We start from the raw sequence: 25,688 nt of genomic DNA on the forward strand, positions 1-25,688 counted from the left end.
TCAGTTTCAAACTTTTTATATGCCTCACATTTGTGTTATCAGCTTTTAAAATGGCAGCTCATCGCGTTCCTTTGCGATCCTCCTGTAAAAAAACTGTATTCCGCCATTGTTTGCCGACTCTGCTCCTTGCCTTCGGTTTGCTCTCATATTTCAACACTTCCGCCCACGCCGATCCGCTGGTGAAATTCCCGGAAGGCAATGCGGCCTGGATCGTGGAGATCACCTATCCCAAACCCTCCCAAAGCAACACTCTTGCTCCATCCTCCCCCCAGCAAAAGCCGGTCAACACGAGAAAACCGCAAAAGATTGAAGTAACTCAGGCTGACAACGTGCGCAGGATCCGGATTACCTGGGATAGCGGAGCACCTACAGAGCAGTGGTCCATTCCAAATCTGCCCGTGACTTTCAAGGAGTACCCCGATGGTTCCGTTTTTACGGTTCTAAAAGGCAGCATACAATATCAAACCGATAATTTCAATCTGGCATGTGATGCCCCGGCTTTTGCCTGGATCACTCCAAAGGATATCGTGGGAAAAGATCCTGTGACTTATGAGGGGAAAAAGTGTTATCATTATGCCGGAGCCAACGGCATCGTCTTGAACATTCCCCATTACAAGCCAGCCATGGAGAAGCATGAAGCTTGGATCGACATCAAGACATCCCTGCCTGTTGCACTCAACACAGAGACCTCACACTCCGTTTTCACCTTCCTGCCGGCCCCCGACGGCCCTCTCGAAATGTCTGAAAAGTTCAAGAAAGAGATCGCCTACTACAAGCACGTCGCGGGATATCCATGATCTTCCGTGGTTTGATATGGAGTATTGCCGCACCGCGTGTTGCCTCAAGCAAAAATGACACCGAAGGGGTTATTTTTGGATGATACGTTGCCTCATAACTAATGACACCGAAGGGGCGTTCTGGAAGGAGCCCGTAGGGCGACTGGAAGAACGCCCCTTCGGTGCGCGTCCCAGCACCCGTTTGAGTTTGGTTTCGATTTTCTTTTTCAGTTCAAAGGGATTGAGTTGGCCCCTGAGTTGTTCGAGTTCCTGGAGCTTTTGAGGCTGGATGTTTCCACAGGTTTTGAGCCGGGCGTAGGGTGTGGCCGCCTGGTCGTAGATTCTCTTTTTACGGCTGCCTTCCACTTCGGTGCGCAGATGCTTCATCACCGGGCAAAAGAAGTTCCTGAACCACCCCCACTCCTTGGCATAAAGATCATTGAGAGCTTCCACCCGTCGGGGATCCTCCAAACGCTCATAACCCACCAACTGGCGCACATGCGTCCAGTTCTTTTGCTCCACTCGTGCGTTATCATTTTTGCGGTAGGGCCGCGACCGGGTAAAGGCCACCTTCTTTTCCCTCTGGCCAAAATAGTCCACCAAGTGCCAGTTGAGGAACTCTCCCCCATTGTCGGAGTCAAAACCCAGGATCGCAAAGGGCAGCGCTGTTTCAATTTCCTCTATCCTCTTGATTACCTCGTGTTGTCCACGGTTCCACACCGCACGGTTCTCCGTCCACTGCGTATGCACGTCGGTCAACGTCACGCTCCAGCCGTAATCCCCCGCTCCATTGCCTCCACAGTGCGACACCGTGTCGGCCTCCAGCCAGCCCGGCCCCTTCACATCCCAATGTTCGGTGCGGATCGGAATGTGCTGGCGCAGCAAGGTTCCGGGCCGGGTTCCGCAACGGCCCCGGCTGCCCAGACTCACTCGACATGGCGCCAACAGCCGGTCGATGGTCGCCGCACTCATGGCCAATAAATTGTTTCGAAGTTGCGGCTCCAATGAACCATGACTTTGCTCATCATAAGGCAACCAATCGGCCACCGCCGCTTTAAGCCTTTTGCCGCAGGGCTGTTCGCAGCCCAGCCAGATCCGCTTCAAAACCTCCAATTCCTTCGCCCCATAGCGCCGCCGCGGTCCTCCGCCACGGCCTTTGTTGCCTCCCACAGGCAGCCGTCCTCCAAGCACTTTGATTGCATGTTTGCGGCTGTAGCCGCATAAGGCCACTACCTCATCCACCATCCGGCTACGCCCCTCTTTACCCCGGCCTTCATACAGGCCCCGCATCTTCTCCAATACCTCTTTGCGACTCTCTAGACTCATGGCTAATGACATCCTTTCACGGTGTCATTAGTTATGAGGCAACGTTACTCTTTTAACCCCATTCCTACGACTCCCTCGGTGTCATTTCATTTGAGTCAATTCGCACCGTACGTCCTAACAAAATAAATCTTGACATGCCACGGAAAGATTAAATGATTTTCCCATGAAACCCTACTGGCTGCTTGCTATCCTGTCGGCCTTTTTTTTCACCTCCCATTGCCACGCTGACGAAATCTTCAGCACTACAGTAACCGACTCCTCCACCATCGAATCACTGGGTTGGACGGCCACAGGCCAGCCTTGGGCAGTCTTCAACTACGCAAAGACCAAGGCCGATCTGGCCAACAATCCGGGCCCCGTATTCAGACTTGCCGGCCGCGGCACCGAGCTCGGTACTCTGGTCAAAAAGTTCCCCGTGCTTACAAATCCCGCCACTCTGACCCTCACCTTCAACGGAGGCTGGGGATGGGGAGGCGCCACCAGTAACGACGGCTTGCTCGTTCTACTGCTGGACGATCTGGGAAACGGATACGCGTTTGAATTTCACAGGGTCAAAGCCCCCTGGGCCGCCCAATGGGGATTGGTAAAGGAAAACAAATATCCCCCCAAGGAAGAGAAACACTGGGCCGCACATGAAATTGACGCCAGCCAACCCTGTATTTTGGACGGAGGAGGCCTCCAGACCTTCACCATAACACGGGCAAAAGACGGCAAATGGCAATTCGGAGGAGCCAAGTGGACCGGCGCCACCCCTTGCACCTTTACCGACAACACCACCTCCTCGTTCTCCCAGGTGGTCCTCTACGGAACGCCCAACATCGACGACATGGTTTTCAGCGCCATCAAGCTCGAAGCGACATACTGACTTTAATATGGAGTGCGGTGGCAAGCCGTAGGCGCGACACCGCTTTGCCTTTCCAAACCCAAGCAACTCCGATAGGCATCGCGAGTGAACTCCGACATGCGTCGCGAGTAAAAAGCGCCGTGCCGCTGTCGGCTTGACACCGCGCCACGAGCACGCCATAGTCATGCCATGCAAACAACTGCGGTGCTCGATGCCTCGAATCGGATCATCCTTTCGCGGGAATTGCGCCGGGCTGCCGGGATTCCCCGAATGCAAAAACTCAAGGTTTCCGCGACCCCAGGGCGCATCGTTCTGGAAATGGAGGCCAATTCTTCCGGTCGGGTCGTCAAACACGGCAAGTGGAAAGTTTGGACGGGAGCCGTGCCCGCAACTCCGATTGAAGAGGCTGTGGAACATGCCCGGCACTATACGCGATGACTTTCCTCGATACCGGAATTCTCGTCGGAGCGGTTTTGCATTCGCACCCCCGGCACACGGTCTGCATCAAGGGAATCGAGGCGTCTGCGCGTCCGTTCACCAATGCGCACGCGCTGGCGGAGACATTCTCCACGCTCACCGGCTTTTATAAGGTGCCGACGGACGCCGCGACAGAGCTCACACTTGGACTGAAAGATTCCATCACAGTGGAAGCTTTGGAGCGGGTTGACTATGAAACAGCCATTCGCGAGGCACAAAGCCGCGGTGTGATGGGAGGGGGCATTTACGATTCCTTGCACGCGACATTCGCCCGGCGGAAAAAGGCATCCTGGATCGTGACACTCAACCCCTCGCACTTTCAGCATGTCGCTCCTGACATGAAAATTCTGATGCCTTAACCCGGATGTTTCACACGCTTCTCAGGGGAATGGCAAAAGCTGACGCGTCACAATCTGCTGCGGGCCTACCTTCCCCAGCGAATGTGTTTTCCTGCCGAGCTGAAATTTGGCTTCGCAAGGCCGGCTGCCGCGATTCTGAACCCGCACCTGCAGGCGCCCGCCGAGCCATTGAGCGGAAAGCAGCCGCACGTTCGCAGGTCTCAGCAATCCAAAGGAACCCTTCGCGGGAAGATCACCCGGAGTCGGCGTGACGGGCAAGGTCATGGGAGGGTTCAGTAATGCGCTTGCAACGGCATCTCCCGGGATGCCGTTTGAAAACAGGTTGAGCCGGAATTTCAACTCGCCGCAATCCACGGCCGGTTCCCACGGTTTTTCAGCGGCGGCGCTTTGCAATTCGTAGGCATAGCGTGACGCCCGGGCGAGCGTCAGGCGGGTCTCATTGTCGAAAAAGTCCGCATCGCTCAACACGTCGCTTGCCACACCCATGACATTCCCGGCGCTGTTTTTTCTTTGGAACCAGCGTCCAACCGGGACCTGTCCATGGGTGCTTCGCTTCACCACGCTTCCCGGGACATCGCACAGCGCAGGACCCGTCGAAGGAAGCACCAGTTGAAGGCGCGCACTGCGTTCGTTCCAAAGCATGCGCCCCTCCACCTCAATCCAGGGCGTATCACGGCAGACGGAAAAGGTCAGTTCCACCCATGAGCGGGCGCCGGTCCAGCGCGTCCAGAGGCGGGCGCGTTCCGGTCCGTTTTCCAAAACATGACTGTCGGCCAGTTTCCATTCTTCGCGGACTTTATGAAGCCGGGCAGAGCCGGGTTGTTCGTCCAATCCCCCCCAGGAACCCCACGGGTCATCCACAACAAGGAGCCTCAAATTCTTGTTCGAGAGCAGAAAGTTAGTGCTACCGAATTGAATGGCAAGACCGCCCCGGTTGACGCCCACCTTCCATTCGCCGTTGCTGATCCACGGACGTTTGCCCGCTGCAGCCCTGCAGGGTTTCGCAACCCTTTGCGCAGGAAGCTTTTTCCAGGCAATGCCCATGCGCACCACGCGCCAGCCAAACGCGGGAATTTCAAGCGCAACCACCGCGCGCCGCCGCCACGGCACATAGGTAAGCGTCCTGTGTTCGGGTTCGATTTTCTGGAACGGCAGGAGCCGACCCATTTCGTCCCGGGCATGAATGCGCATTTCATCCGGGCGATGATGATATTCCCAGATCGGACGGTAATCGACGGAGCACTCCAGTTCCACATGGCCCTTGAAAGGATGAGGCGACGGATTCCACACCAACATCGGCACATCGGTCGGCCGGTCCGGTTCGGACGCCTTCGGCACCCGTGTATCCACTTTGTCCGCCAATGCGCTGAGCGCGGCAAGTTGCGCCTTCTGCGCGTGGTGGACTGCCATGCCCGTCCATGCCATTTGATCGTCAAAAGCACGTTCGATGCTGCTTCCCGGCAGGATATCATGAAAACTATTGAAAAGAACCGCTTCCCAGGCCTCCTGCAATGATTGAACTGCCGGGGAACCAATCTGGCTGGAAATGACAGATTGAGTTGCTTCGGCCGCAGCAATTTCCCTCTCGGCGCTGCGATAAAGACTTTTGAATTTCTGCACTGACGAGTAACACCCGCGAAGGCAGAAACCGAATTCCCCGCGCAGGGAAGGAACCTTGGGAGCGGCCTCGCCGTTGATTTCCTCGCGCAACGCGTCAAAAAACCGGTGCAGTGTCGAGTAACGCAGTTCCACCTCGGGATGCGCCTTGCTCCACGAGAGCACGTCGGCGATATGCCTGCGGGTCGGACCGCCGCCGTGGTTTCCCATGCCCATCAAAACCCCGGTGTTCCGGTAGGGTTGCGCAAGGGTCCCGGCCAGCGTCTCGTCGAGTACCGTGTGAATGTTGTCCCGTTCGGAACAGTACCATTTGTGGTACTGCCGGTAACACAGAAGCCTGTCGTCATGATCGCAATTCCACCAAAACAGCGGGGATTCCATCTTGAACTGGTCCCGTTGCGGGCGTGTAAACATGAAACCTTCCATCCCAAAACTGCGCAGGATGTTCGGCCAGCCGGCGGGATGCCCGAAGGTATCCGCCTGCCAACTGATGCGCGGACGCACACCCATTTCCTTCTCGAACCAGGCCAGCCCGGTCTCGAAATGGCGGCAAAGAGTCTCGGTCGAACTGAGATTGGAATCGGGCTGGATATGTGTTCCTCCGACAACATCCCAGCGCCCGGCTTGAACCATTTGAAGGATGCGCGCAAAGGTCTTGGGCGCGACCCTCTGGATGTGCTGGTAGATCGCCGCTTCGCCGCGCATGAACGTCAATTCGGGATACTCCTCCATCAAATTAAGAATGGTCGTGCAGGTGGTCAGCCCCTCGGTCAGCCCTTCGCGCCAGTCCCACAACCAGACGGGATCGAGATGCGCATTGGGAAGAATATGAAAAATAAAACGGGGTTTTGCTGTCATAAGAAGTTTAAGTCAATAGATGCAAGACGATGTGTTGTTCGGTGGCAAGGCGGAAGACTTAAAACTTGTGATTGCAGGAAGGACGCGAAGGAATGCGGGGGTAAATGACTTAAAACTAAAACGCGCGAATAAAAAGCGTCGTCGTCAAATGAGCAATATGGAGTGCGGTGGCAAGCGCTCCGGGCGCGACACCGCTTTGGTTTTCCCAATAAGACACAAAAAACGCTTCTGCCGCGGCGGGCACACTCCATATAACCCTGTGCTGGTTCCCTTCTGAATTCTTAATTCTGACTTCTCCACTCCCCTGCGGCAATTCCGTCCTTGTCAACTCGCCCCTCGGGTGGATACTTAGCGGTTTACATTTTAATCAATCCAGAGCCTCATCCATTACAAAAAATTATGAAAAACAAACGCAAAGTGCATGTCGTAACCTATACTCACTGGGACCGGGAGTTCCGCTGGGAATTCGAACGGACGCGGATGCGCTTGGTGGATTGCATCGACCAGCTTCTGGACATCATGGAGGCAAAACCGGAGTTCAAATCGTTCCTGTTTGACGCCCAAGTCACCATCCTCGAAGACTACCTCGAAATCCGGCCTGAAAACCGCGAACGCATCCAGGCGCTCGCCAACGCCAATCGCCTGGAACTCGGCCCATGGTACACGCTTGCCGATTGCGCCGCCATCCAGGGTGAAACCCTCATTCGCAACCTGCTGGCCGGCATCCGCGCCTCTGAAAAATACGGCCCGGTCCTGAAATGCGGCTACAATGTTTTCTCGTTCGGCCAGATCGCCCAGTTGCCGCAGATCTACGATGGCTTCGGAATCGACTCGATTCTCTTCTATAAATACATGGACCCGAAGCGCACGAAGTACCATGAATTCCTCTGGGAAGCACCCGACGGCACCCGGACGCTCACATCCCGCCTCGGACGCGAGGCGCGTTGGAATTTCTTTTTCGCCGCGCATATTCCCATCGTCTATAACCGCGACCCGTGGCACAAGGACTGGCAGTACCGCTGGGGCGACGATCTTGGCAAAATTTTTCACACTGCCGATTCCGAAGGCTACGGCTGGTTCTACGACATCCTGGATCCGAAGACCTCGTTCCACCCGGAAAAAATCAAGGACGGCATGGAACGCGTCCTTAAAACCGTGGAAGGCACCGCCGTGCCGGAATCCGTGCTGTTCTTCGAAGGCACCGACTTTACCGCGCCGCATCCCCTCACCCCGGAGATTCTCGCCGAAATCCGCAAACAATACGGCGACGAGATCGAACTGGTACACAGCCGGCTGACCGATTACCTGGCCGACCTGCAAAAGGCCCTGGCCAACCGGAAGAACGAACTCGATGTGGTGAAAGGCCCGATGCGCGACGGCCCCGTCGGCGCGGTACATACGGATGTGTTCTCCATCCATCCGGAACTCATGATCGAGCACGCCAGGACTGAAACAATCCTGATGAGCCGCGTGGAACCGTTTGCCGCGTTCGCATGGTTGAACGGCGTCGAGCGTTACCCAACGACTTACCTTGAAAAAGCCTGGAAACTTCTTTTCCACAGCCATGTCCACGACTCCATTCACGGCCTCGGCCCGCGCACCTTGGGAGAAGGCTGCCTCAGCCGCATCAAGCAAGCCGAAGTCATCGCCCAAGGGCTGGAACGCCGCGCCTTGCAGGACATCACCAAGGAAATCAACACCTCCGGCGTCAAGGACACGGAATTTTTCGCCGCTGTCCACAATTTCACCGCGGCACCGCGCAGCGGCATTGTCGAAGCATGGTTTGACCTGCCGCGCGATCTGCGGACCGATCATCTGGTGATCACCGATGAAAACGGCAAACCGGTTTGCGAACAGTTGATGGAAAAGGATGAAACCCGCGCGGGCATCTATCATCCGCGCAGCCGCAACATGCCGTATTACTGCACACGGATGCATATTTGTTTCCAGGCTGAGAACGTCCCGGCCATGGGCTACAAGACGTTCCAAATCAAACCCGTCTCCAAAAACGAATACCCGTATCCGCACGAGGATTGGGAACCGCCGCGCCTCTACGCCGACGATCTGCTTCGTGACGCGCGCACCGCGGAAAACGAGCATCTCAGCGTCCATATCAACGCCGATGGCACGCTCGACCTGACCGACAAGGCCACGGGAGAAGTCTATTCAGGTTTGAATTACTTCCTCGACAGCGGGGAAATCGGCAACATGTGGATGTCCAAGGAACCGCACCACAACGGCATCATCGATACGCGCGGACTGGCGGCGTCGGTCTCCTGCCGCATGCATGGCCCGTTGCAGGTGGTGTTCGACATCCGTCTTGACTGGAAGCTTCCGCGCGAATTCGACCGCGCAAAGCAGGCAAGATCGCAGGATGAAGTTTCCTACCCGATCTCAGTCACCGTCACGCTGCGCAAGGGCAGCCGCTCACTCGATGTTGAAACCACCATCGAGAACACCGCGCGAGACCACTACCTGAAAGTCTGTTTCCCAACCGACAGCAAGGCCACGCACACCGCAGGCGAAGGCTCGTTCACCGTGGATGAATTCGCGGCGGATCCGGGCCGCGCGGGTGAACTGCGCGGAGTCGCCCTCGCACGGCACCCCGCCCAGATGTGGCTCGACATCAGCGACAAGAAACGCGGTCTGGCGGTGTTGCTCGAAACGCCACGCGACTACGAAGTGCTGGAACATGATCCGCGCACAACGGTCGCCATGGGACTCCTGCGCGCCGTGCCGTTGCGCATCCCTTGCGACAACCGCCTCTGGATGGAATATCCGGGTGACGAAAGCGCGCAGTCGCTGGGCAAATTCACCTATCGCTATTCCCTCCTCCCGCATGCGGGCGATTGGAAATCGCAGGGGCTGCATCAGGCCGCCCTCGCTTTGCGCAATCCGCTCAAGGCCTGCCAGTTTGGCAAACAGACCGGCGCTCAGCCCTTAAGCCACAGCTTCCTGAGTCTGGAAGGCGATAACCTCGTCGTGAGCGCCATTAAAAAGGCGGAGGACCGCGATTCCGTCATCGTCCGTTTCTACAACCCAACGAGCCAGGACACAACCGCCACGCTTCGCCCCGGCTTCCCTGTCGCCGAGGCTTGGACCGTGAAATTCAACGAGGAACGGGTCCAGCCGGTGAAAGCAACCGGCTCCGCCATTACATTGCCGGCGCCGCATGGCAAGATCATCAGTGTGGAACTGACCGGAAAAAGGGGTCAAAGCATATTTTGACCACGCTAATCCGCATGTACATGTAAATACACCCCCATGATTCTAAAGGGAAAGGAGCCAGAATATGCTTTGACCCCTTTTTCCACCTATGACAACACAACATCAACTCTCCCTCTGGCTGACTGCGCGCGACCTGCCCGGGCGCCTGGCTGCGCAGCCCCCACAAATACTCAAGCCCCTCAACGAGGAAATCAACAGGCTTGCAACAGTCTGGATTGACGACCTCGTTTCCTACCAGGAAATCGAAGGGTTCGGTGGCGCATTCACCGAAGCCGCTGCGGTAACCCTTGGAAAAATGCCGGAGAAAAAACAGGAGGAAATCCTCCGCGCCTATTTCGACCCAAAAACCGGGAATGCCTATACGCTCTGCCGGAGTCATATCAACAGTTGCGATTTTTCGACAGGCAACTACGCCTATTGCGAAAAAGAGGGTGACACGGCGCTGGCCTCATTTTCCATTGAACGCGACCGTCAGGCGCTGCTGCCCATGATCCAACGCTCGCTGAAGTTGTCAGGCGGAACGATGAAACTGTTCGCATCGCCCTGGAGCCCGCCTGCATGGATGAAGACCACCAACCAGATGAACCGGGGTGGTCAATTAAAGCCCGAATACCGTGCAGCCTGGGCGGAGTATTATGTCCGTTACATCCAGGAATACGCCAAAGCGGGCGTGAACATCTGGGGGCTCACGGTACAAAACGAACCGGAGGCAATCCAGACTTGGGACTCATGTGTGTACAGCGGCGCGGAGGAACGCGATTTCGTCCGGGATCACCTCGGACCGGCACTGGAACGCGCGGGGCTGGGACATGTCAAAATCATCATCTGGGACCACAACCGCGATCACCTTTATGCCCGCGCCAAAACGATTTACAGTGATTCGCAAGCGGCTCGTTATATTTGGGGGGCCGGATTTCATTGGTACAGCGCCAATGTTTTCGAGAACGTGCAGCGCACACACGAGGCATGGCCGAACAAAAAGCTTCTTTTCACCGAGGGTTGCCAGGAAGGCGGGCCGCATCCTGGCTCATGGCTGACGGGAGAACGCTACGCGCAATCGGTGATTCAGGATCTGAACCATTGGACGGTCGGCTGGGTGGATTGGAACCTTGTACTGGACGAAACCGGCGGCCCCAATCATGTGGGTAATCTATGCAGCGCCCCGATCCTGGCCGATACGCGGACGGGCGAGGCGCATTACCAGAGTTCCTATTATTATCTCGGACATTTTTCGCGTTTCATCCGGCCCGGCGCCAAACGCATCCTGACTACCTCTTCCCGCGACGAACTGGAAGTCACGGCCTGCAAGAACCCGGACGGCAGCCTGGTTGCCGTGATTTTAAACCGCTCGGAGACTCCGATTCAAATGACACTCAAGTTCAACCAGGGCGAAGTGAACCTGGAATCGCCCCGCCGTTCGATCCTCACTGCGGTTCTGTCAAAACATTAGAATGTTAGCTGAAACGGCAACGCCGTTTCGTCTTTCAGCCCAGGGTTGATCCGAGCTTGTCGAGGATCTACCCTGGGTAAAATCAAAAAATCATCCCGAACCCTGAATGGGTTCCGTCCTACTCTCGCCCATGCCGCCCCGCTGCGATTCCGATAGGCATCGCGAGGCCCAATCCTGGGCCGTGGCGATCCAGTATTTGTGTATAATGGAGAGCTTCTCAGGGGGATAGTAAAAGCTGTCGCCGCACTCCAAGGTGCTCGATAAACGAGAGAACTCTTTATCGCTTAAGCTTGGCCGATGGCTTTGCCCAACGCGATCCGATCAATCTGGCAGCGCGGCTTGAACAAGGGGCCTGCCATGTAATCCAGCACACTGACATGGAACTGGCGCGCAGAATGGCGGTTGGACAAATCCGCAGTGATGTCGCTGCCGCAGACAAGGATGTCACAATCGTTGAAACGCGCTTCAAAAATCAGGCCAAGCCTGCGATTGGTAAACCAGTCATCAATCACCTGCACCAGCGGCTGTAATTCGGGCGGCAGGCCGTCCAGCAACAGCGGCGCAGCACCGTGGATCAACTCCCACCACTGCCAATTGCTGTGGAAATCAGTCGGGAACTTTGCAAACAACGGATGCTTGGGATCGCACAAAAGACCCAGGGTGTGCGGCGGGTTGTCTGCCGTATAGGCCGCGCTCCAGAAGATGGGGGAAAATCCCATTATCAAGCCATTTTTTATCCCGCTGCGCGGCGGGTTGAAGAGAATCTTGCGCCCCCCGCTGGCCCGCCGGAGCAAGTCGTCCCAATCCTGCACGATCAAAACGTCGCTGGAAATTTTAACCGCTGGCGCGGAAGGATAAACCCACACGTCCCAGTCATTCTCGAATTCCGTTCCAGCCAGTCCGGCGACCAGCTTGAATCGCCGAGGCGCGGGCAGATCCTTCAACGAAACCTCCAGCTTTCCGATGGCAATACCATTGCCAATCGGAATCTTCAGCGCCGGAAATTCCCCCGAGGCGTGCATGTGTCCGGCATCATCGACCAACTTCCAATAAGGCCGGGCCTCTTCCAGCGGCGCCGCGCCGAAATGGGCAATCTCGATTTCAGCGCGCAGCATGTCGCGGCTGGAAAAAATACGGCGCTCCAACCGCACCAGAAGCACAGTCGCGTAGTTAAAACGGCGGAATTCCCCGGGCGTCACATAACCTTTCGACTCCCAAAAGGCATTGAGCCAGCCGACCAGCGCGGCGCCCTGGCCTGGAAAATCATTGGCCTGCAAAACCTGGAATCCGCCGAAGCCTTTGCTGCGCAACGCGGATTCGATTTCTTCCTTGTAACAAAGAATCTGAAGCTTGCCGGAGGCGGCGAGGAAGTCGCGCGCCTGGCCGCCCATGTGCGCAGCCTCGAGCGTTTCCTTGAAAATCTCAAAGTTTTTCGCCTTCAACAGCCCGGTATATTTCGGGATCTCGGAGAGATCGGGATAGACGCACCACTGGCCGATCTCATGGCTGATGATGGGGCGCGGTGAATCGAGCGCGACGAAATTCCAACTATTCCTTTCCTGCAGAAGGCGGCGGGTTTTCGGGAATTGAGCTTCATCGATATATCCGCTGTAATCCGCCGTGGTCGCGGGCGGCAAACGGTTAATGCCGGAGTTGAGTCCTTCTCCGATCGTCTGGAGGCGCGGTTCCGGTATGTTATGGTAATCATTCTCAGGAATTGTCGGCCAGCCGGCGGCGCCGGTGTAAAGTCGGCGCTTGTCCTGTTGTTTCCAATACGCCACCCAACGGCTGAGGTACTCAGTAAACTTCACCCGGTCCTCCCCGGGCTCGTTCCCGTAGGCCATCAGCAAAAACGAGGGATGATTGCCAAAGGCGCGCCGGATTCGATGGGCTTCCTCATAGAGCCACGCGTCCACCGGCTCTCCTTCACCCAGGGAAGTGCCCATGTTCGCCCAGGACGAGCATTCCACCTGCAAATAGAGGCCGAGTTCGTCGGCCGCGGCAAATGCCGCTTCCGGCGGACACCACGAATGAAACCGAACGTGATTGAATCCGTAGCTCTTGATGATAAACAGGATGCGCTTCCATTCCGCGGCATCGGTCGGCGGATAGCCGGTCTTGGGAAACACGCAGCATTCCAGCGTGCCGCGCAGAAAAACGGGACGCCCGTTGACGGCGATCTGCGTCCCCTTCACTCCGACTTCGCGCAAGCCGAATGTTATGATCTTCGTGTCTTCGCCAAGCCGCACTTCCAGGCGCTGCAGTGCTGGACTGAACTCATCCCAAAGTTTTGCTCCATTGCCGAGGGGCACTTCGAATTCCACCGCGCCTCCTTTTTCATCCCAGGCCGCTTCCACTTCCACACCACCGGCGTTCAAGGTTCCCCGTCCGGGCTTGCCGGTGGCGTTGCCGATGGCCACCTCGAGGCGCACGGATTTTTTTGCGATGTCCGGATACGCCTGTACGTTCTCAATCCATACCGGGCTGCCCGCAGACATCTGGATGCGACCGATGATGCCGTTCCAATTGGTCTGCGTATGGTCTGTGACACTGTGGGAATTGCGGCCCACATTCACAACCAGGCGGTTGTCCACGCGAATGGCAAGCCGGTGCCGTCCCGGCGTCACGTTTGTGCCAAGCTCATAAATATGCGGCGTGGCGAGGCTGTTGTTCGAGCCAATCTCGCGTCCATCAAGCCACACCTGCGTCTCAATGTGCGGGCGCTCCAGAAACAGCGTCACACGTTTGCCGCTCCATTCATTGGGAACGTCGATGTCGCGACCATACCACGCCGCTCCGATGTAGTGTTTTCCCGGCTGCAACCAGTAGGGGATCTTGATATTTCCAGGTTGGGTATAAGGCGCATAGTATTCCTCGGTGAACCAGGGCTTCTTGCCGACCGGCACCATAGTCCAGGGCGTGTCAGTCGCCACGTCGTTGCCGAATCCCTGCGCTTGAAGACTCCCCGGCAGATGAATCGTCTCGTCGAAAACCGATGGAATGAAACCACCACTGGGGGCGGCATTCGGGTCGAGTGCAAAATCCCATTTCCCAGATAAATCAATGACAGGTTCAAGCGTGGGCATCGTGTTACTCCAATTCCATTTTTAGGTCCGCAGCAAGCGGGTGGTTGATGTCGAGTGAAAGGACTTTTTGAAGAAGTGTCTTGGCTTCGGATTTGCGGCCCAGGCCCAGTTTCGCCTGCGCCATGAGGAAGGTGGCGGCAATCGTCTGGCGCAACTGCAAATCCTCCTTGAACAAGAGCATCGCCGGGAGCGAGGTCGCAAAATAATCGATCTTCGCTTCGGTCCGGAGAAGGTTTCGCGCGTAAGCCAGGAGATCGCCGAACATCTTCCTCGCGGCTTTCTTCCGGCCCAACCGCTCCAACGAAAGCGCCGTGTAATACGTCATTTCGGAAAAGGCTTTCACACTCATATTCTGAAAATCACCGCTGGCGCGCGCAGCCTTGCCCCGCCATTCTCGCGCCGCAGCCTTGTCGCCCAGCGCGGCGCACGCCTCGCCCAACCAGAATTGAATGTTGCTCAGATTGGCAAGCAAATGATGGGCCTCGGCGAGGTTCGGCGGAGTGGAGAGGGCTGTTTCAAACAGTCTTCGCGCCTCAACGGCGTTGCCTTGCGACAGCGCCAGACGGCCCAGTGCGAGGTGGGCGCGCACATGCTGGCCCAACACCTGCCCCTCGCCGCCTTCCCACGGATGAAAATTCCGGCCCGCCAATAAATCACGCGCCCTGGCGGGTTGCCCCGTCTGATTATACAGAGCCGCCAGTTCGACCGAAAGATCATCGCGCTGGACAACCAACCCCCTGTTTTTCTCGATCTGTTTCAATCGTTCCCGAGGGGAAACCCCAAGTTTTTTCCAAAGCTGGTCCTGTTCATAGAGCAAGCGCGCATCGGCCGGGTTTGCCTTCAATGCGCGTTGATAGGCTTTCCGGGCGCGTTTTCCGTCGCGGAGATCATTGAAATACGCAATGCCCAGGTTCCGCCAGACAATTGAGAAGTCAGGATCCAGCTTCGCAGCCCGTTCCCACAACCGGAGGCCGTCCTCATGGCGGCGTTTGTCGTAGAGCAAATTACCGAGATAATAGGGCGCGCGCGCGTCCTGCGGGTTTGCCGACATGGCCGCCTCCAGGATTTCAATTTCCTCCAGCCTCGCCGGGAAACAATAATCCGGCGAAGCCTTTGCGCCCGTCAGAAAATGAGTTTTTGCCTCCTCGTTGCGTCCCGACTTCCGGTTGAAAAATCCAAGATAATAATGTACCAGCGGCAGCGCCCCGCGCGAGCGTCCATCTCGCGGGCAATTTTCCAACAAACCGATCGTTTCATTGAAAAATCCGGCTCGCGCATAGTCGAGCGCGATGTCGAGATAAGTTTGCGCGTCGCAGGAAAGCGGCTCCCGATTCAGATGCCGCGCCCAAAAGTCGAGCGGGTCGAGGAGAATCGTGCTTTTCAGAAGTTCCTCTGCTTGCTGCCCGCGCTCGAGTTTTTGCAACACAAGAACCTTTAGGTTCCGGGCCCGGAGGTTGTCTGTATTGACGCGTAGGGAACGCTCCAGATGCTCCAGTGCGGAATCCCAATTCAGTCTGCAGGCATCCAATTCCGCCAGGGCATGATAACCGGCGGATTGCCAGGCCTGATTCCAGCACGCCTTGTAGAAGGCCGCATAGGCTTCGTCGTCACGTCCCAGGAAACGCAGGACAAGGCCGAGATTGTAATAAGGCTCGCCATCATACGGATTCGGATTGCGCCGCGTGAGGCGCTCGATGGCGCGGCGGAAAAGCGTTTCTGCGGAAGAGAACTCACCCCGCCTCAGATGCCACAATCCCATCGCATTGTTGCAACGGGCATCCTGCGGGTCGCGGCGCAGGGCCTCCCGCCAATACAGCTCCGGCTGGCGGGTGGCATGGCGATACTGTTCCAAATGCAAACCTGTGATATAGAGCTCGTCGCTCGAAGCAATTTCCTCCGGCATGGGCGGCTCCGTGGCGGCTTGGGGTACTTGTCCATCCCGGCGCTGCGGCGGAGTGTGGCTCAATAGCTCCACGCCATCTGCTGTAATCAATGTGAGTGTAAGATCGCTTTCCCGAACCCGCTCCGGCAACTCCAGTTCCCCAATGAATGGTTTTCCAGGCTCGAAATTCGCGCTTCGATTCCAGAAAATTTTCCCTTTGGTTGAGAGGTACAGGTTCGCTCCCTGGATCGAACTCGTCACACACAGCCCGACCCGCGCGCGCAAGCCGCGTATCACAAGACTGCAGGCCGCATGAAGATTCGCTTTTTGCGCAGGCCCGATTTTTTGCACCGGGTACCAGAACTGCGAAAACGTCTTGGTTTCCCCCGGCTGAAGAAAGCTGAAGTCGGGTTGGTTGTCGGTATAAACTCCGGCCATGAGTTCAATGTAAGGACCATCGGAATCGGTGAGCTGGCGGTCCCATGCATAACCGAACTCATGATTTCCCCAAGTCCACTGTTTCTTGCCCGGCGAGATATGATGGTTGGCCACGTGGATGACGCCCGCCTCCTTCCCATGGTCATAACCGCCAAAAAAATCGCCGTTACCGCCCATGCACATGTACGAAGTCGGAACCGGGATGTTCCAATACCAGCTCAGGTCGTTGGGAGAACTGACCGGAGTCGTGCCGACGGAGGCGCGGGTCCCAGTGCGGCTGCGTTCCGCGTAATTCACGCCATAGTAACTTCCCTTGCACAACGGAAACGCGGACATGGCGCGCTTCGCATGGTCGGCGACATAGTCCACGTCCGGCGGAAATACGGATTGATATTTGTCATGCACACGGGCCGCGACATTCGCCCACCAAAGAAAAGTTTGCACCAGCGGAGTGCGATTATAGAGGCGCACCTTGACCTCGATGTAGGCTTTTCCGGGGTGCAGGCAAACCCCGTGCATTCCCTTCATCCGCGACATCGGATCATGATCGGACAACCAGACTGTTTTGCCGCCATCCTCATGCTCCTCGAACTCCAAGTTGACCGGAAGATAGGTTGCCGGGCGGTGATGCTGCGGCCAGTTGAACTCCACGCCGCCTGAAATCCAGGGACCGGCCAGGCCGACCAATGCCGGCTTGATAACATTCTGGCGGTAGAAGAAATCGTAGCCGTTGCTCTTGTCCTGGCCGGCATGAATGCGCCCGCCGATCTGAGGAAGCACCATCAGCCGGATGAATTCATTCTCAAGATGCACGGCGTCCCACGCGACATCCTGACGTTGCTCCGAAATCCGGTCTGTAAACGGGAGCGGATACACCTTCCCGCTGCTGCCCTGATAGACGCGTTTTTCGAGAAACATCGGATTCTTGTCCGGCGCTTGTTCCGGGTACGTGGGAATGAGCACGCTTTCACGGGTTATCGTGACAGGAGTGAAATTCACGGCCATGTCGGTAATTTTATGGCTCGACATGGGAAATGGAATGGACAATTCCATAAATAAACTGGACTATCTTATGATTATCCAATCTCAACCCATTGAAAAACCAGGCGGGAAGCGGGGCGAAGGATTCCCCGGCCAGCGGATGCTCGTGCTCAATGATAAATTCATCCGGTCCGCAGCGGATCATCCCCTGCTTGCCGGATTGTTTCCCGTTTCCATCGGGCATTTTCCTTCCGCACATGGACATTTCGTGGATCGCCACAGGGGTCTTTCTGAATCCATATTCATCGCCTGCCTCGGAGGCGAAGGATTTTGCGAATTCAACAGCCAGTCGCATCGGATCCATTCCGGGACAGCGATCCTCATACCCGCCGGGCAGGCGCATGTTTATGGGGCTGCGGAAGATAATCCCTGGTCGATTTCATGGATTCACAGCGGGGGGAGAGATTGGCCAAGCCTGATGGAACTGCTCCAGGTTTCCGAGGAAAACCCGTTGTTCCATCTGTCGCAACTTCCGCAATTTGAAGCCGCGTTTGAACAAACATGGGACTCTCTGAAGGAAGCGCATACGCTGCCGCAACTGATATTTGCCTCGGCGCAACTCAGACACTTGTTTGCCGGAATCGCGCTGCAACGCCGTTCGGTGAATGAAAAGGCGCGCACGGCTGAGGAGAAAGTTTCGTCCAGCGCACAATGGATGGGCAGGCATTTTGCCAGGCATATCCGCCTGGAGGATCTCGCACGGGCATCTGCCATGTCCATACCGCATTATTCAATGCTGTTCCGCAAGAAATTTGGATGTTCGCCGATCGAGTTTTTGATCGGAATCCGGGTTCAACGGGCCTGCCGTCTGTTTGACCATACCACCGAATCGATCTCCGAAATCGCCGCGCAAGTGGGTTATGACGACCCCTATTATTTTTCCCGTATCTTTAAAAAGACCATGTCGTGCTCACCCAAGGCGTACCGCAACACCCGCAAAGGGTGAGTCTAAAAAAGGGTCAAAGCATATTTTATACCACCCTAACCCAGGTCTGAATGCATCCCCTGATTCAGAGGGGAAAAGGAGTCAAAATATGCTTTGACCCTTTTTTTAATTTGTTTTTACGGCGATGACGGCAATCATGGATTCCATCCATGAATCCTCCTTTCAAAGTTGCGCCCATTGCATGCCCGCCTGAGCTTGCCACACGAATCCTGAACGATGCGACGCTGAGCCGCACACGCGATCTTGCCCGCAAGTTGCTCGCCACCGGACTCAACGCAGGTTCCGGTTACAGCGAAATCTGGATCCGTGATTTCGCCACTTTCATCGAACTCGCACTGGAGGTGACTGAAGCGGCGGCCATTCGCAAGGCGCTGCTCGTATTTTTCAACTTTCAAGGCGAAGACGGAAACATTGTCGATGGTTACGTGCCGGAAATAAACCGCTCGGTTTGTCCTTACAAATACCGAAAATCCGCGGCGCAACCGGGGCTCCTTGCGCACAAAAATACGGTGGAAACCGATCAGGAAAGTTCCCTCGTGCAGGCAATTTATATTTATGTTCGCGCCACTGGAGATGAATCCATTCTCGATCTCAAAGTTGCGGGCGTGACGGTGGTGGAGCGACTTCGCCGCGCCATGGATTATCTGAATCAGGAGCGGCTCTCGCCGGAGCACGGGCTCCTTTGGGGCGGCAATACTGTGGATTGGGGTGACATGCAGATCGGCCGCGCCTGGGGCACGGAACTCCAGCCCGACGACACCCGCGCCATCAGCATCTACAACAACGCAATGTGGGTCATGGCCTTGCACCAACTTGGCGAACTCCAGCCCGCAGAGGCTATAAAATGGCGCGAATGGGAACAACGCGCTCGCGATAATATCCGGCTGCATCTGTGGGACGCCGAACGCCAGAAGTTCCGGCCCCATATCCATCTGGATGGCTATCCGTTCCCGCCTGATTTCGATGAAGCGCCAATCTGGTACCACGGCGGCACTGCGGTGGCCGCACAGGCAGGTTTGTTGACTGTCGAGGAATTAAGCAATTCGCTGGCGGCAATGCGTCGCAACGTCCGAGAATCCGGCATGCCGACACTCGGCATCACCTCATATCCGATCTATCCGGAACATTTGACGGTGGCGGATGGATTGAAGGCTTATGCGTACCAAAACGGCGGCGACTGGCCGTGGTTAGGCGGGCGCATGGTCCAGGCGCTGGCGGATCATGGGCTGGTCGCGGAAGCTTACGAGGTACTTCTGCCGATGGCGGAACGCAGCGTCAGGGACGGCGATTTCAACGAATGGTATAATCGCGAAAACCAGGGGGCCGGTTCCTGGCAATTCCGCGGGGCTGCCGGCGTGCTGGCGACGGCCATAGACAGGCTGCGCGCCGCTGCGCTTGGGGTTGTTTCTTGACGCGTTCCGGCAACGAAATTAGCCCTATATAAATAATTATGACAACAACCTCAGGAGACAAATACAGGCTCAAGCCGTTGAAACCATTGATAGCTTCATTGGTGGCCTGCCTGATGCTGATCACGACAGTTGCTCCAGCAGCGGAAAACCCGGCCCCTGTTGCAGACACAACCCTTAGCCCGTTCGGCATCGGTGGCGACGCCCATACGAATCGTACGCCGGAAGCCTATGCCAAATGGATTCCCCAAATGGCCGAAATCGGCATTCACTTTAACCGGACATGCGCTACAAACTGGTCGGCTGTCGAAGCCGAGGAGGGAAAATGGACCTGGGAGGTGTTGGACAATCAGATGCGCTACCTCACAGACCATGGCATTGGCTTCGGAGCCATTCTACATGGAAGCGGAAAGTGGAATACGTTGGACAAACCGGGCACTTTGCCTGTCAACAATCTTCCCGCATGGTCAACCTATGTCTCGGAAGTCGCGAAGCACGTCCAAGGCAGGGTGAAATACTTTGAAGTTTGGAATGAACCACCCAACGGCACCGGACGCAACCAAACACCGGCGGATTATGCAAAAATCGTTGTCAGCGCCTATGACGCCGTCAAGGCTGTTGATCCCACCGCCAAGGTGGGACTCGCCGCCAAGTCGGTCCATGTGAACTATCTGGATCAGGCGATCCGGGACGGCGCAAAGGGACATTTCGACTATGTCATTTTCCATCCCTACGAAGTCCTGGGCGGCGTTGTCGATAATAACGGAACCGAAGCCATTTACATGAGTATTGTTCCCACGGTCCGCAAGATGCTGGCGGCTCGGGATCCTGCCAATGTAAACGTACCTGTCATTTTCACAGAATTGGGCTGCGACGCGAAAAAGGGAACGGACGTCCAGGCACAGGCGGTGGTGAAAGCTTACACCATGGGCATTGCCCAGGGCGTCACCTCCATTAACTGGTTTGAGGGAATGGATGGCGACAGCGGCCCGATGGGCCTGCTCGATGCCAAAAGCAAGCCGCGTCCTGCCTATACGGCCATGGCCCAAATGATCCAGCACCTTGGGCAGAATCCGGTCTATCTGGGCTGGGTACTGCTCAACAACAAGGATTACGGTTTTGTCTTCCAAGGCACCAAGGGCACAGTTCTGGTCACATGGGCGCCAAAAGCAGAACCGGATCATGTTGATTTCGGCCAAGCGGTGCAGATTGTGGATCCAGTAACCGGCAACGCAACCAACGCAAGCACGTATGAACTGACCGCTTCTCCGATCCTCGTGGCCGGAGTGCCCGAACCCTTGGTGACGCAAGCCCAAGCCAACAAGACCCAGCCGTTCCCGTGGGGTGGTGATTATACCAACGCGAAATCCGTTTCGATTATCATGGGCTGGAAAAATATCGAAAAGGGATTGCACACGCGATTGGGCGATTCGATTGCCCGGGATGTCGTGGCCTATGGCGGTTCAGCCCGCGCCGGCAACATCCCCGGCGGCAATGCATTCATGGTGGATCCGAATTTCCTGTCTTATACTTCGACACCGATCGAGATCAGCATTGTCATCCGCCGTGATCCTACAAACCACCCCGCTAAAATCGAACTGGAATACGAATCCACCAGCGGTTACAAAAAGCTCCCCGTGTATGAAGTGCCGGAAAGTCGGGACTGGAATACGGCTAAATGGAAGATCGACGATGCCCAATTTGTCAGCATGTGGGGTTTTAACTTTCGCTACAATTCCGGCAGCTATTACGTCCAGAGCGTGACGGTGACGAAGCTCCAATAAAAATACGCCAACCTGCATATCACGAGGGGTGGAATATGCAGGTTAATTCTCCAGTATTGCGACCGGATCGATGACAAGCACCCTCGTTCCAATGAAATTGGAATCAACTGCCAGCGTCAACGTTTTGACGTCCTGGATCGGGAACCTTACAAACCGAGGCTGTTCTCCCGCATGGATGGATGGTGTACGGCCCATTTCCTTCCCATCAGCCAGGATGCGAATAACCGCGCGCGCATTGGAAGACGACCCGGGCAATGACGCAACCCTCATTCCGAGCGCGCGAAATTTTCCCTTGAGCGGGAAGTTAAGCGCTGATCCGGCTGGGATTGCCAGAATTTGCTCCTGATGGTTCCCCTCCCAGCACTCCACTGGTGCTTGCTTTTTGTCCTGCGCGGCCTTCCATGGCAATTCGAGCAGAGCCTGTACCCGGCTCGGACCCGCACGGAATTGCTCGATTTCATTCGCATCGACCGTGACACTGAGACCCGATGCCTCCAGGATGACAACATGACTCTTATCCACAGTCACTCCAGTAGCGCGTACTATGGATCCATCGGTAAGCCTGATCTCGTAAGCGGAAGGCTGCGGCATTAAGGAATTCAAAACAACACACTTGGTCACATTTCTATCGTAACTATTGATGCCAAGGATCAGCGAATTGATACGCACGTTATCTTCCCAGTAGATGGACTCAATATCCCCGGCGAGAAAATCCCCATTTTTCAAGAAAAGGCCGGGTCTCGGACCAAGCTTCAAAATCTGACCGCGTCCAGTGGGATAAATAACAACCGTGGCGATTTGTGCTGCGGCAATCGAAATCATCTTTCCATTCCGGTTGAAAGCTCCGACAGAATCCGGACCCGTAATGTCAAACCCGCCGAAGCCGCCCGCCAAATAGGATCCATCGCGCAACAGCACCCCGGCGGGAAGAATGTCAGACAGGGACGGCCCGGGAGTGAATGTAACCTCGTCCACGGTATTCTTGCCTCCGGGTTGCTGTCCACTGTCAATGTAAAGCCCCACCCATACATCAGTCGAAAATTTGGTGGTGTTTTGACTGACAATGTCCCAGTTCCTGCCGTCGATGGACATTGAGACGGCGAGATTCGCTTCATTTCGCGTCAGCCGCAACCAAACCGGGATATCCATCGGTAAACCGAAGCTGTAGCTTGATCCACCGGGCGCGCGCATTTCAATAAATCCGCCATTTTCTCCAGTGACACATATTTGAAATCTTCCTCCCGACACAGGATTGAATCCCTCCCGCAATACTATCCCCGCCGAAGCCCTTGCATTCAAAGGGTTGAAATCCTTTACACGCAATGTCCACTGCCCATTGCCCGGCCACGGGCATCCTATGAAAAAGGAATATTCGCTCGAGTCGTGGTAGTCAATGTGTTCATGAATGTTGCCGACCAGCTTGAAAACTCCAAGCGAATATGAAAACGAACCCGGTACATCGTTCTTCCCGATATTTTGACTCTTCCAATCCCCCGGCAACTTGTCTGGTGTATCGTTAGAGGAAAAGTATTCCAGATGGAAGTCGGAATCGGAAAAATCCGCTTCGAGAATGTCCGGCAGGTTGATCTCCCTTTTTGACAAACCCTCAACAAAAACTGCTTTCGCATTAAGGGACAGCCTTCCGTTCTCCTCAAGGCCATCCGCAAGGGTAACCACGCTTCCAGCGCCCAATTTTGAAAGCGAACATCCAAGGAATATTCCTAAAAATAAAATGACATTTCTCATGGCAGGTGGCGGAGCATAAATGACACCGTTGTTGCTGTACTGTTGCTTCAACAGGCGGGTAATGCAAGGAATCCGTAAAAACGACAGAGCGCGGTGAAGCAGCGAAGGTGCTGCAGGATTCAATATGGAATGCAGTGGCAAGGTGGAAGACTTAAAACTTGAATCTGACACCGCTTTCCGTTTGCGGGTGACCTGTTCTCAATGCAAAACGTCCGCCACGGCGGACGCCCTCCAAAGTCCGCTGCTGCGGGCAATTCAAACTTCTAAATTCTGACTACTATCTTCTGCCTTCTGCCCTCTGACTTCCGATCTCTGCCTTCTCCCCTCACACTTTGCTACTGCGGAATCTCCGCAACACAATGAGTATTCCAAGACCACCCAGCAACATCGCGTACGTCGAAGGCTCGGGAACAGCGCTTACCAGAATTGCGTTGACCAATGGTCCTGAAGCTACAATGGGGCCTCTGGTAAACGTCATAATGATTTGCCCACTACCGTTGGCAACGGCGGTATCATTCCACTCCCAGATCCAATGACCGCTGCCCCCGACATTGTTCATCGTATTGGTAGCCGTATCGCCATTGAGTGATACCTGCGTGTCGCGGGCGTTCGCATCGTATCCGAGCGCTGAACTGATTAGGTCCACGCGATATGTGTTACCAGCGGTCAGGCCGCTGGCGGTGGCGATGAACGTATTGTCCCCGCCTTTAAAAGCAAGGCCGGCGTTCGCAAGGGTCAGCAGGTTATTGTCCTCCGACGTGGCGGAGCCGATGAAGCCAGCGTTCGCAAAGGTATCAGCACTACTTGCGCCGAGAAATTGCATCGTGGGACTTGAAGTGAACGTGATGTTATTGACAAGGGTCGTGCCGACGTCCTGGCTAAAACTCTGCCCCTGCCATGTAAGCGGTCCTGTCTGGTTTGGACCCGCGAAAATTCCACCAGCCACGACGCTCAAAGAACTGATGTCCACGCCGTCTGTGGTGTCGCCACCGGTCAATTGTATCAGTGTGGCGGCCGAGGCCCGCTGGGCGCTCATGGCGATAAATGCCGCCACGACAGAAATAGCAAATCCCCGTCTAAGGCTTGTCACCGTACGCAAATCCGAATGTAGTTCCATAAGTTGTGCTCCCAAATTTATGGTTTAGTTATATCTGCTACCGACTTTACTCTCGCACGACCTCCTCAAGGTTCCAAGGAAAAGCGCTTGTTCCAAATCCACCAAGTGTTTTCTGAAATCCACATGGCCAATTTCCGTGAAAACGGCTGAAAAATAACTCCGATATCCATCGCGAGCCAAACACGCATGAAACCCCCCGTTTATTCCCCCTTCTCAGGGGGATAGCGAAGGCCATGCCAGCGCACATAAGCGTCGATGGAAGAAATTGACCCTTACCGGCAATGAATGATACTTTCAAAGTCAAGGGACGCGCTCGGCTGCCCATGTCATAGGTCACGCACCCCCACTTTTTGGTATGCACGAAGATTTTCAGGAAGCCTTCAGCCTCGGAACCCGAACAAAGGAGTGGATGGTCAGTCCCCAGACATGCCCCGCGATGAACGGCTATAAGATGCGGCTGCTCGGGTTTTCAATGATTGGCAAAGGCTACCACATAACCCGGTGTTGCCCCGACTTCAGCCAGATCGCCGTCTGTTATGAAGGACATGGGGAGATTCTGTTGAACAATTCCTGGAAACGCTGGAAAGTCGGCACGGCTTTTCTTACGCCACCCAAGACGCCGCACGCCTATCGCGCAGTGGCCGTCTCGCACTGGGGCGTAGCGTGGGTAATCTATGGCAGTTCCATCGTTTCCTCCCATTCGGTAACGCTCATATCCGCGGATCCGTGGCCCCTGCGCCATGCCATTGAGGGGCTGTACCGGCAAACTCACCATGCTCCACACTCGCCCGCAGCCCACCATTGGCTGGAATTGATCCATGGCTATGCCAGCCAGCTTGCAGGCCCCAGCCCCCATCAAGGGCAACTGACAAACGTCTGGTCTGCCGTCGATGCCGAACTCGCGCGCCACTGGACCCTGACCGACCTCGCCAGCCTGGCAAACCTCAGCGTGGAACACTTACGCCGTTTGACCCATGAACAGCACGGACGCAGCCCCATGCACCAAGTGGCCTACTGCCGGATTCAGAGGGCAGTGTCTCTGTTGTCCCGTACGGATAACAAGATTGAGAGCATCGCGCGTGATGTCGGCTTTACCAGCCTCTGCACCTTTTCTGTTGCATTCAAGCGTTGGATCGGCATGTCGCCCGCCGCCTTCCGCCGGAAACAATCATAAAAGTGGACGGGTTGCTCCCATGCAAGAGAGCAACCCGTAGCCATTTCTATTGCACGTTCAAATTATCCAGCTTGCTGGTGGCCGTTTTGCTGTTGTCGTGCGAGCAGCTCACCATCCCGGTCAGATAGTT

17 protein-coding genes are annotated in these 25,688 nt (G+C 55.8%); 11 read left to right on the forward strand and 6 right to left on the reverse strand.

The window, feature by feature from the left end; all coding sequences use genetic code 11:
• The first annotated feature begins 110 nt into the window (after window positions 1-110).
• Window positions 111-797: a hypothetical protein gene (locus tag PHD76_13005; protein ID MDD5262757.1), complete on the forward strand. Its 687-nt coding sequence runs from the start codon at window positions 111-113 to the stop codon at window positions 795-797.
• 69 nt (window positions 798-866) lie between these two features.
• Here the strand turns inward: PHD76_13005 and PHD76_13010 are convergent, their stop codons facing one another.
• Complete coding sequence (locus tag PHD76_13010) at window positions 867-2,102, reverse strand: hypothetical protein (protein ID MDD5262758.1); 1,236 nt, start codon at window positions 2,100-2,102, stop codon at window positions 867-869.
• A 163-nt stretch (window positions 2,103-2,265) separates the two neighbouring features.
• Here PHD76_13010 and PHD76_13015 point away from each other — a divergent pair, with 163 nt between their 5' ends.
• The 3 genes from PHD76_13015 (at window position 2,266) to PHD76_13025 (ending at window position 3,782) form a co-directional block, all read left to right on the forward strand.
• Entirely contained in the window at window positions 2,266-2,967 is a 702-nt protein-coding gene (locus PHD76_13015; GenBank protein ID MDD5262759.1) for a hypothetical protein, read from the forward strand.
• 168 nt (window positions 2,968-3,135) lie between these two features.
• Window positions 3,136-3,384: a hypothetical protein gene (locus tag PHD76_13020; protein MDD5262760.1), complete on the forward strand. Its 249-nt coding sequence runs from the start codon at window positions 3,136-3,138 to the stop codon at window positions 3,382-3,384.
• On the forward strand, window positions 3,381-3,782 hold the full coding sequence (locus PHD76_13025; GenBank protein ID MDD5262761.1) for a PIN domain-containing protein: 402 nt from the start codon (window positions 3,381-3,383) through the stop codon (window positions 3,780-3,782). The genes PHD76_13020 and PHD76_13025 overlap by 4 nt, the downstream gene beginning before the upstream one ends.
• Before the next feature lie 21 nt (window positions 3,783-3,803).
• Here the strand turns inward: PHD76_13025 and PHD76_13030 are convergent, their stop codons facing one another.
• On the reverse strand, window positions 3,804-6,257 hold the full coding sequence (locus tag PHD76_13030; protein ID MDD5262762.1) for a hypothetical protein: 2,454 nt from the start codon (window positions 6,255-6,257) through the stop codon (window positions 3,804-3,806).
• A gap of 19 nt (window positions 6,258-6,276) precedes the next feature.
• On the opposite strand from PHD76_13030, the gene PHD76_13035 reads away from it, so the two are divergent.
• The 3 genes from PHD76_13035 to PHD76_13045 all read left to right on the forward strand — a co-directional run bounded on the left by PHD76_13035 (window position 6,277) and on the right by PHD76_13045 (window position 10,935).
• Complete coding sequence (locus PHD76_13035) at window positions 6,277-6,534, forward strand: hypothetical protein (protein ID MDD5262763.1); 258 nt, start codon at window positions 6,277-6,279, stop codon at window positions 6,532-6,534.
• A gap of 122 nt (window positions 6,535-6,656) precedes the next feature.
• Window positions 6,657-9,485, forward strand: a complete 2,829-nt coding sequence (locus tag PHD76_13040; protein MDD5262764.1) for a glycoside hydrolase family 38 C-terminal domain-containing protein — start codon at window positions 6,657-6,659, stop codon at window positions 9,483-9,485.
• Window positions 9,486-9,573: 88 nt separating this feature from the next.
• A complete protein-coding gene (locus PHD76_13045; protein MDD5262765.1) occupies window positions 9,574-10,935 on the forward strand; it encodes a glycoside hydrolase family 30 protein in 1,362 nt (453 codons plus the stop codon).
• Between the two features lie 284 nt (window positions 10,936-11,219).
• Here PHD76_13045 and PHD76_13050 read toward each other — a convergent pair whose 3' ends face one another.
• Together PHD76_13050 and PHD76_13055 are read right to left on the reverse strand one after the other, a co-directional pair.
• Window positions 11,220-14,021, reverse strand: coding sequence for a glycoside hydrolase family 2 TIM barrel-domain containing protein (locus PHD76_13050; protein ID MDD5262766.1), 2,802 nt, complete (start codon window positions 14,019-14,021; stop codon window positions 11,220-11,222).
• A 4-nt stretch (window positions 14,022-14,025) separates the two neighbouring features.
• Window positions 14,026-17,394 (reverse strand): DUF5107 domain-containing protein, encoded by a 3,369-nt coding sequence (locus PHD76_13055; GenBank protein MDD5262767.1) that lies wholly within the window; start codon window positions 17,392-17,394, stop codon window positions 14,026-14,028.
• Window positions 17,395-17,413: 19 nt separating this feature from the next.
• On the opposite strand from PHD76_13055, the gene PHD76_13060 reads away from it, so the two are divergent.
• From PHD76_13060 to PHD76_13070, 3 genes are all read left to right on the forward strand, one after another.
• Entirely contained in the window at window positions 17,414-18,328 is a 915-nt protein-coding gene (locus PHD76_13060; protein ID MDD5262768.1) for an AraC family transcriptional regulator, read from the forward strand.
• A gap of 149 nt (window positions 18,329-18,477) precedes the next feature.
• Window positions 18,478-19,740, forward strand: a complete 1,263-nt coding sequence (locus PHD76_13065) for an amylo-alpha-1,6-glucosidase (protein MDD5262769.1) — start codon at window positions 18,478-18,480, stop codon at window positions 19,738-19,740.
• A gap of 38 nt (window positions 19,741-19,778) precedes the next feature.
• On the forward strand, window positions 19,779-21,521 hold the full coding sequence (locus PHD76_13070) for a hypothetical protein (protein MDD5262770.1): 1,743 nt from the start codon (window positions 19,779-19,781) through the stop codon (window positions 21,519-21,521).
• A 42-nt stretch (window positions 21,522-21,563) separates the two neighbouring features.
• On the opposite strand, the gene PHD76_13075 is transcribed toward PHD76_13070, so the two are convergent.
• Together PHD76_13075 and PHD76_13080 are read right to left on the reverse strand one after the other, a co-directional pair.
• Complete coding sequence (locus PHD76_13075) at window positions 21,564-23,198, reverse strand: hypothetical protein (protein ID MDD5262771.1); 1,635 nt, start codon at window positions 23,196-23,198, stop codon at window positions 21,564-21,566.
• 394 nt (window positions 23,199-23,592) lie between these two features.
• Window positions 23,593-24,384, reverse strand: coding sequence for a PEP-CTERM sorting domain-containing protein (locus PHD76_13080; protein MDD5262772.1), 792 nt, complete (start codon window positions 24,382-24,384; stop codon window positions 23,593-23,595).
• A 436-nt stretch (window positions 24,385-24,820) separates the two neighbouring features.
• On the opposite strand from PHD76_13080, the gene PHD76_13085 reads away from it, so the two are divergent.
• Entirely contained in the window at window positions 24,821-25,558 is a 738-nt protein-coding gene (locus PHD76_13085) for an AraC family transcriptional regulator (protein ID MDD5262773.1), read from the forward strand.
• The last annotated feature ends 130 nt before the right edge of the window (window positions 25,559-25,688 follow it).

It is taken from the genome of Candidatus Methylacidiphilales bacterium (assembly GCA_028713655.1).
Classification (GTDB): Bacteria; Verrucomicrobiota; Verrucomicrobiia; order Methylacidiphilales; family JAAUTS01; genus JAQTNW01.

Excerpts from the sequence above, each read along its gene's own strand:
- PHD76_13010 (MDD5262758.1), bottom strand. The coding sequence starts at position 2,102 with ATGAGTCTAGAGAGTCGCAAAGAGGTATTGGAGAAGATGCGGGGCCTG.
- PHD76_13015 (MDD5262759.1), top strand. The coding sequence starts at position 2,266 with ATGAAACCCTACTGGCTGCTTGCTATCCTGTCGGCCTTTTTTTTCACC.
- PHD76_13020 (MDD5262760.1), top strand. The coding sequence starts at position 3,136 with ATGCAAACAACTGCGGTGCTCGATGCCTCGAATCGGATCATCCTTTCG.
- PHD76_13025 (MDD5262761.1), top strand. The coding sequence starts at position 3,381 with ATGACTTTCCTCGATACCGGAATTCTCGTCGGAGCGGTTTTGCATTCG.
- PHD76_13030 (MDD5262762.1), bottom strand. The coding sequence starts at position 6,257 with ATGACAGCAAAACCCCGTTTTATTTTTCATATTCTTCCCAATGCGCAT.
- PHD76_13035 (MDD5262763.1), top strand. The coding sequence starts at position 6,277 with ATGCAAGACGATGTGTTGTTCGGTGGCAAGGCGGAAGACTTAAAACTT.
- PHD76_13040 (MDD5262764.1), top strand. The coding sequence starts at position 6,657 with ATGAAAAACAAACGCAAAGTGCATGTCGTAACCTATACTCACTGGGAC.
- PHD76_13045 (MDD5262765.1), top strand. The coding sequence starts at position 9,574 with ATGACAACACAACATCAACTCTCCCTCTGGCTGACTGCGCGCGACCTG.
- PHD76_13050 (MDD5262766.1), bottom strand. The coding sequence starts at position 14,021 with ATGCCCACGCTTGAACCTGTCATTGATTTATCTGGGAAATGGGATTTT.
- PHD76_13055 (MDD5262767.1), bottom strand. The coding sequence starts at position 17,394 with ATGGAATTGTCCATTCCATTTCCCATGTCGAGCCATAAAATTACCGAC.
- PHD76_13060 (MDD5262768.1), top strand. The coding sequence starts at position 17,414 with ATGATTATCCAATCTCAACCCATTGAAAAACCAGGCGGGAAGCGGGGC.
- PHD76_13065 (MDD5262769.1), top strand. The coding sequence starts at position 18,478 with ATGAATCCTCCTTTCAAAGTTGCGCCCATTGCATGCCCGCCTGAGCTT.
- PHD76_13070 (MDD5262770.1), top strand. The coding sequence starts at position 19,779 with ATGACAACAACCTCAGGAGACAAATACAGGCTCAAGCCGTTGAAACCA.
- PHD76_13080 (MDD5262772.1), bottom strand. The coding sequence starts at position 24,384 with ATGGAACTACATTCGGATTTGCGTACGGTGACAAGCCTTAGACGGGGA.
- PHD76_13085 (MDD5262773.1), top strand. The coding sequence starts at position 24,821 with ATGAACGGCTATAAGATGCGGCTGCTCGGGTTTTCAATGATTGGCAAA.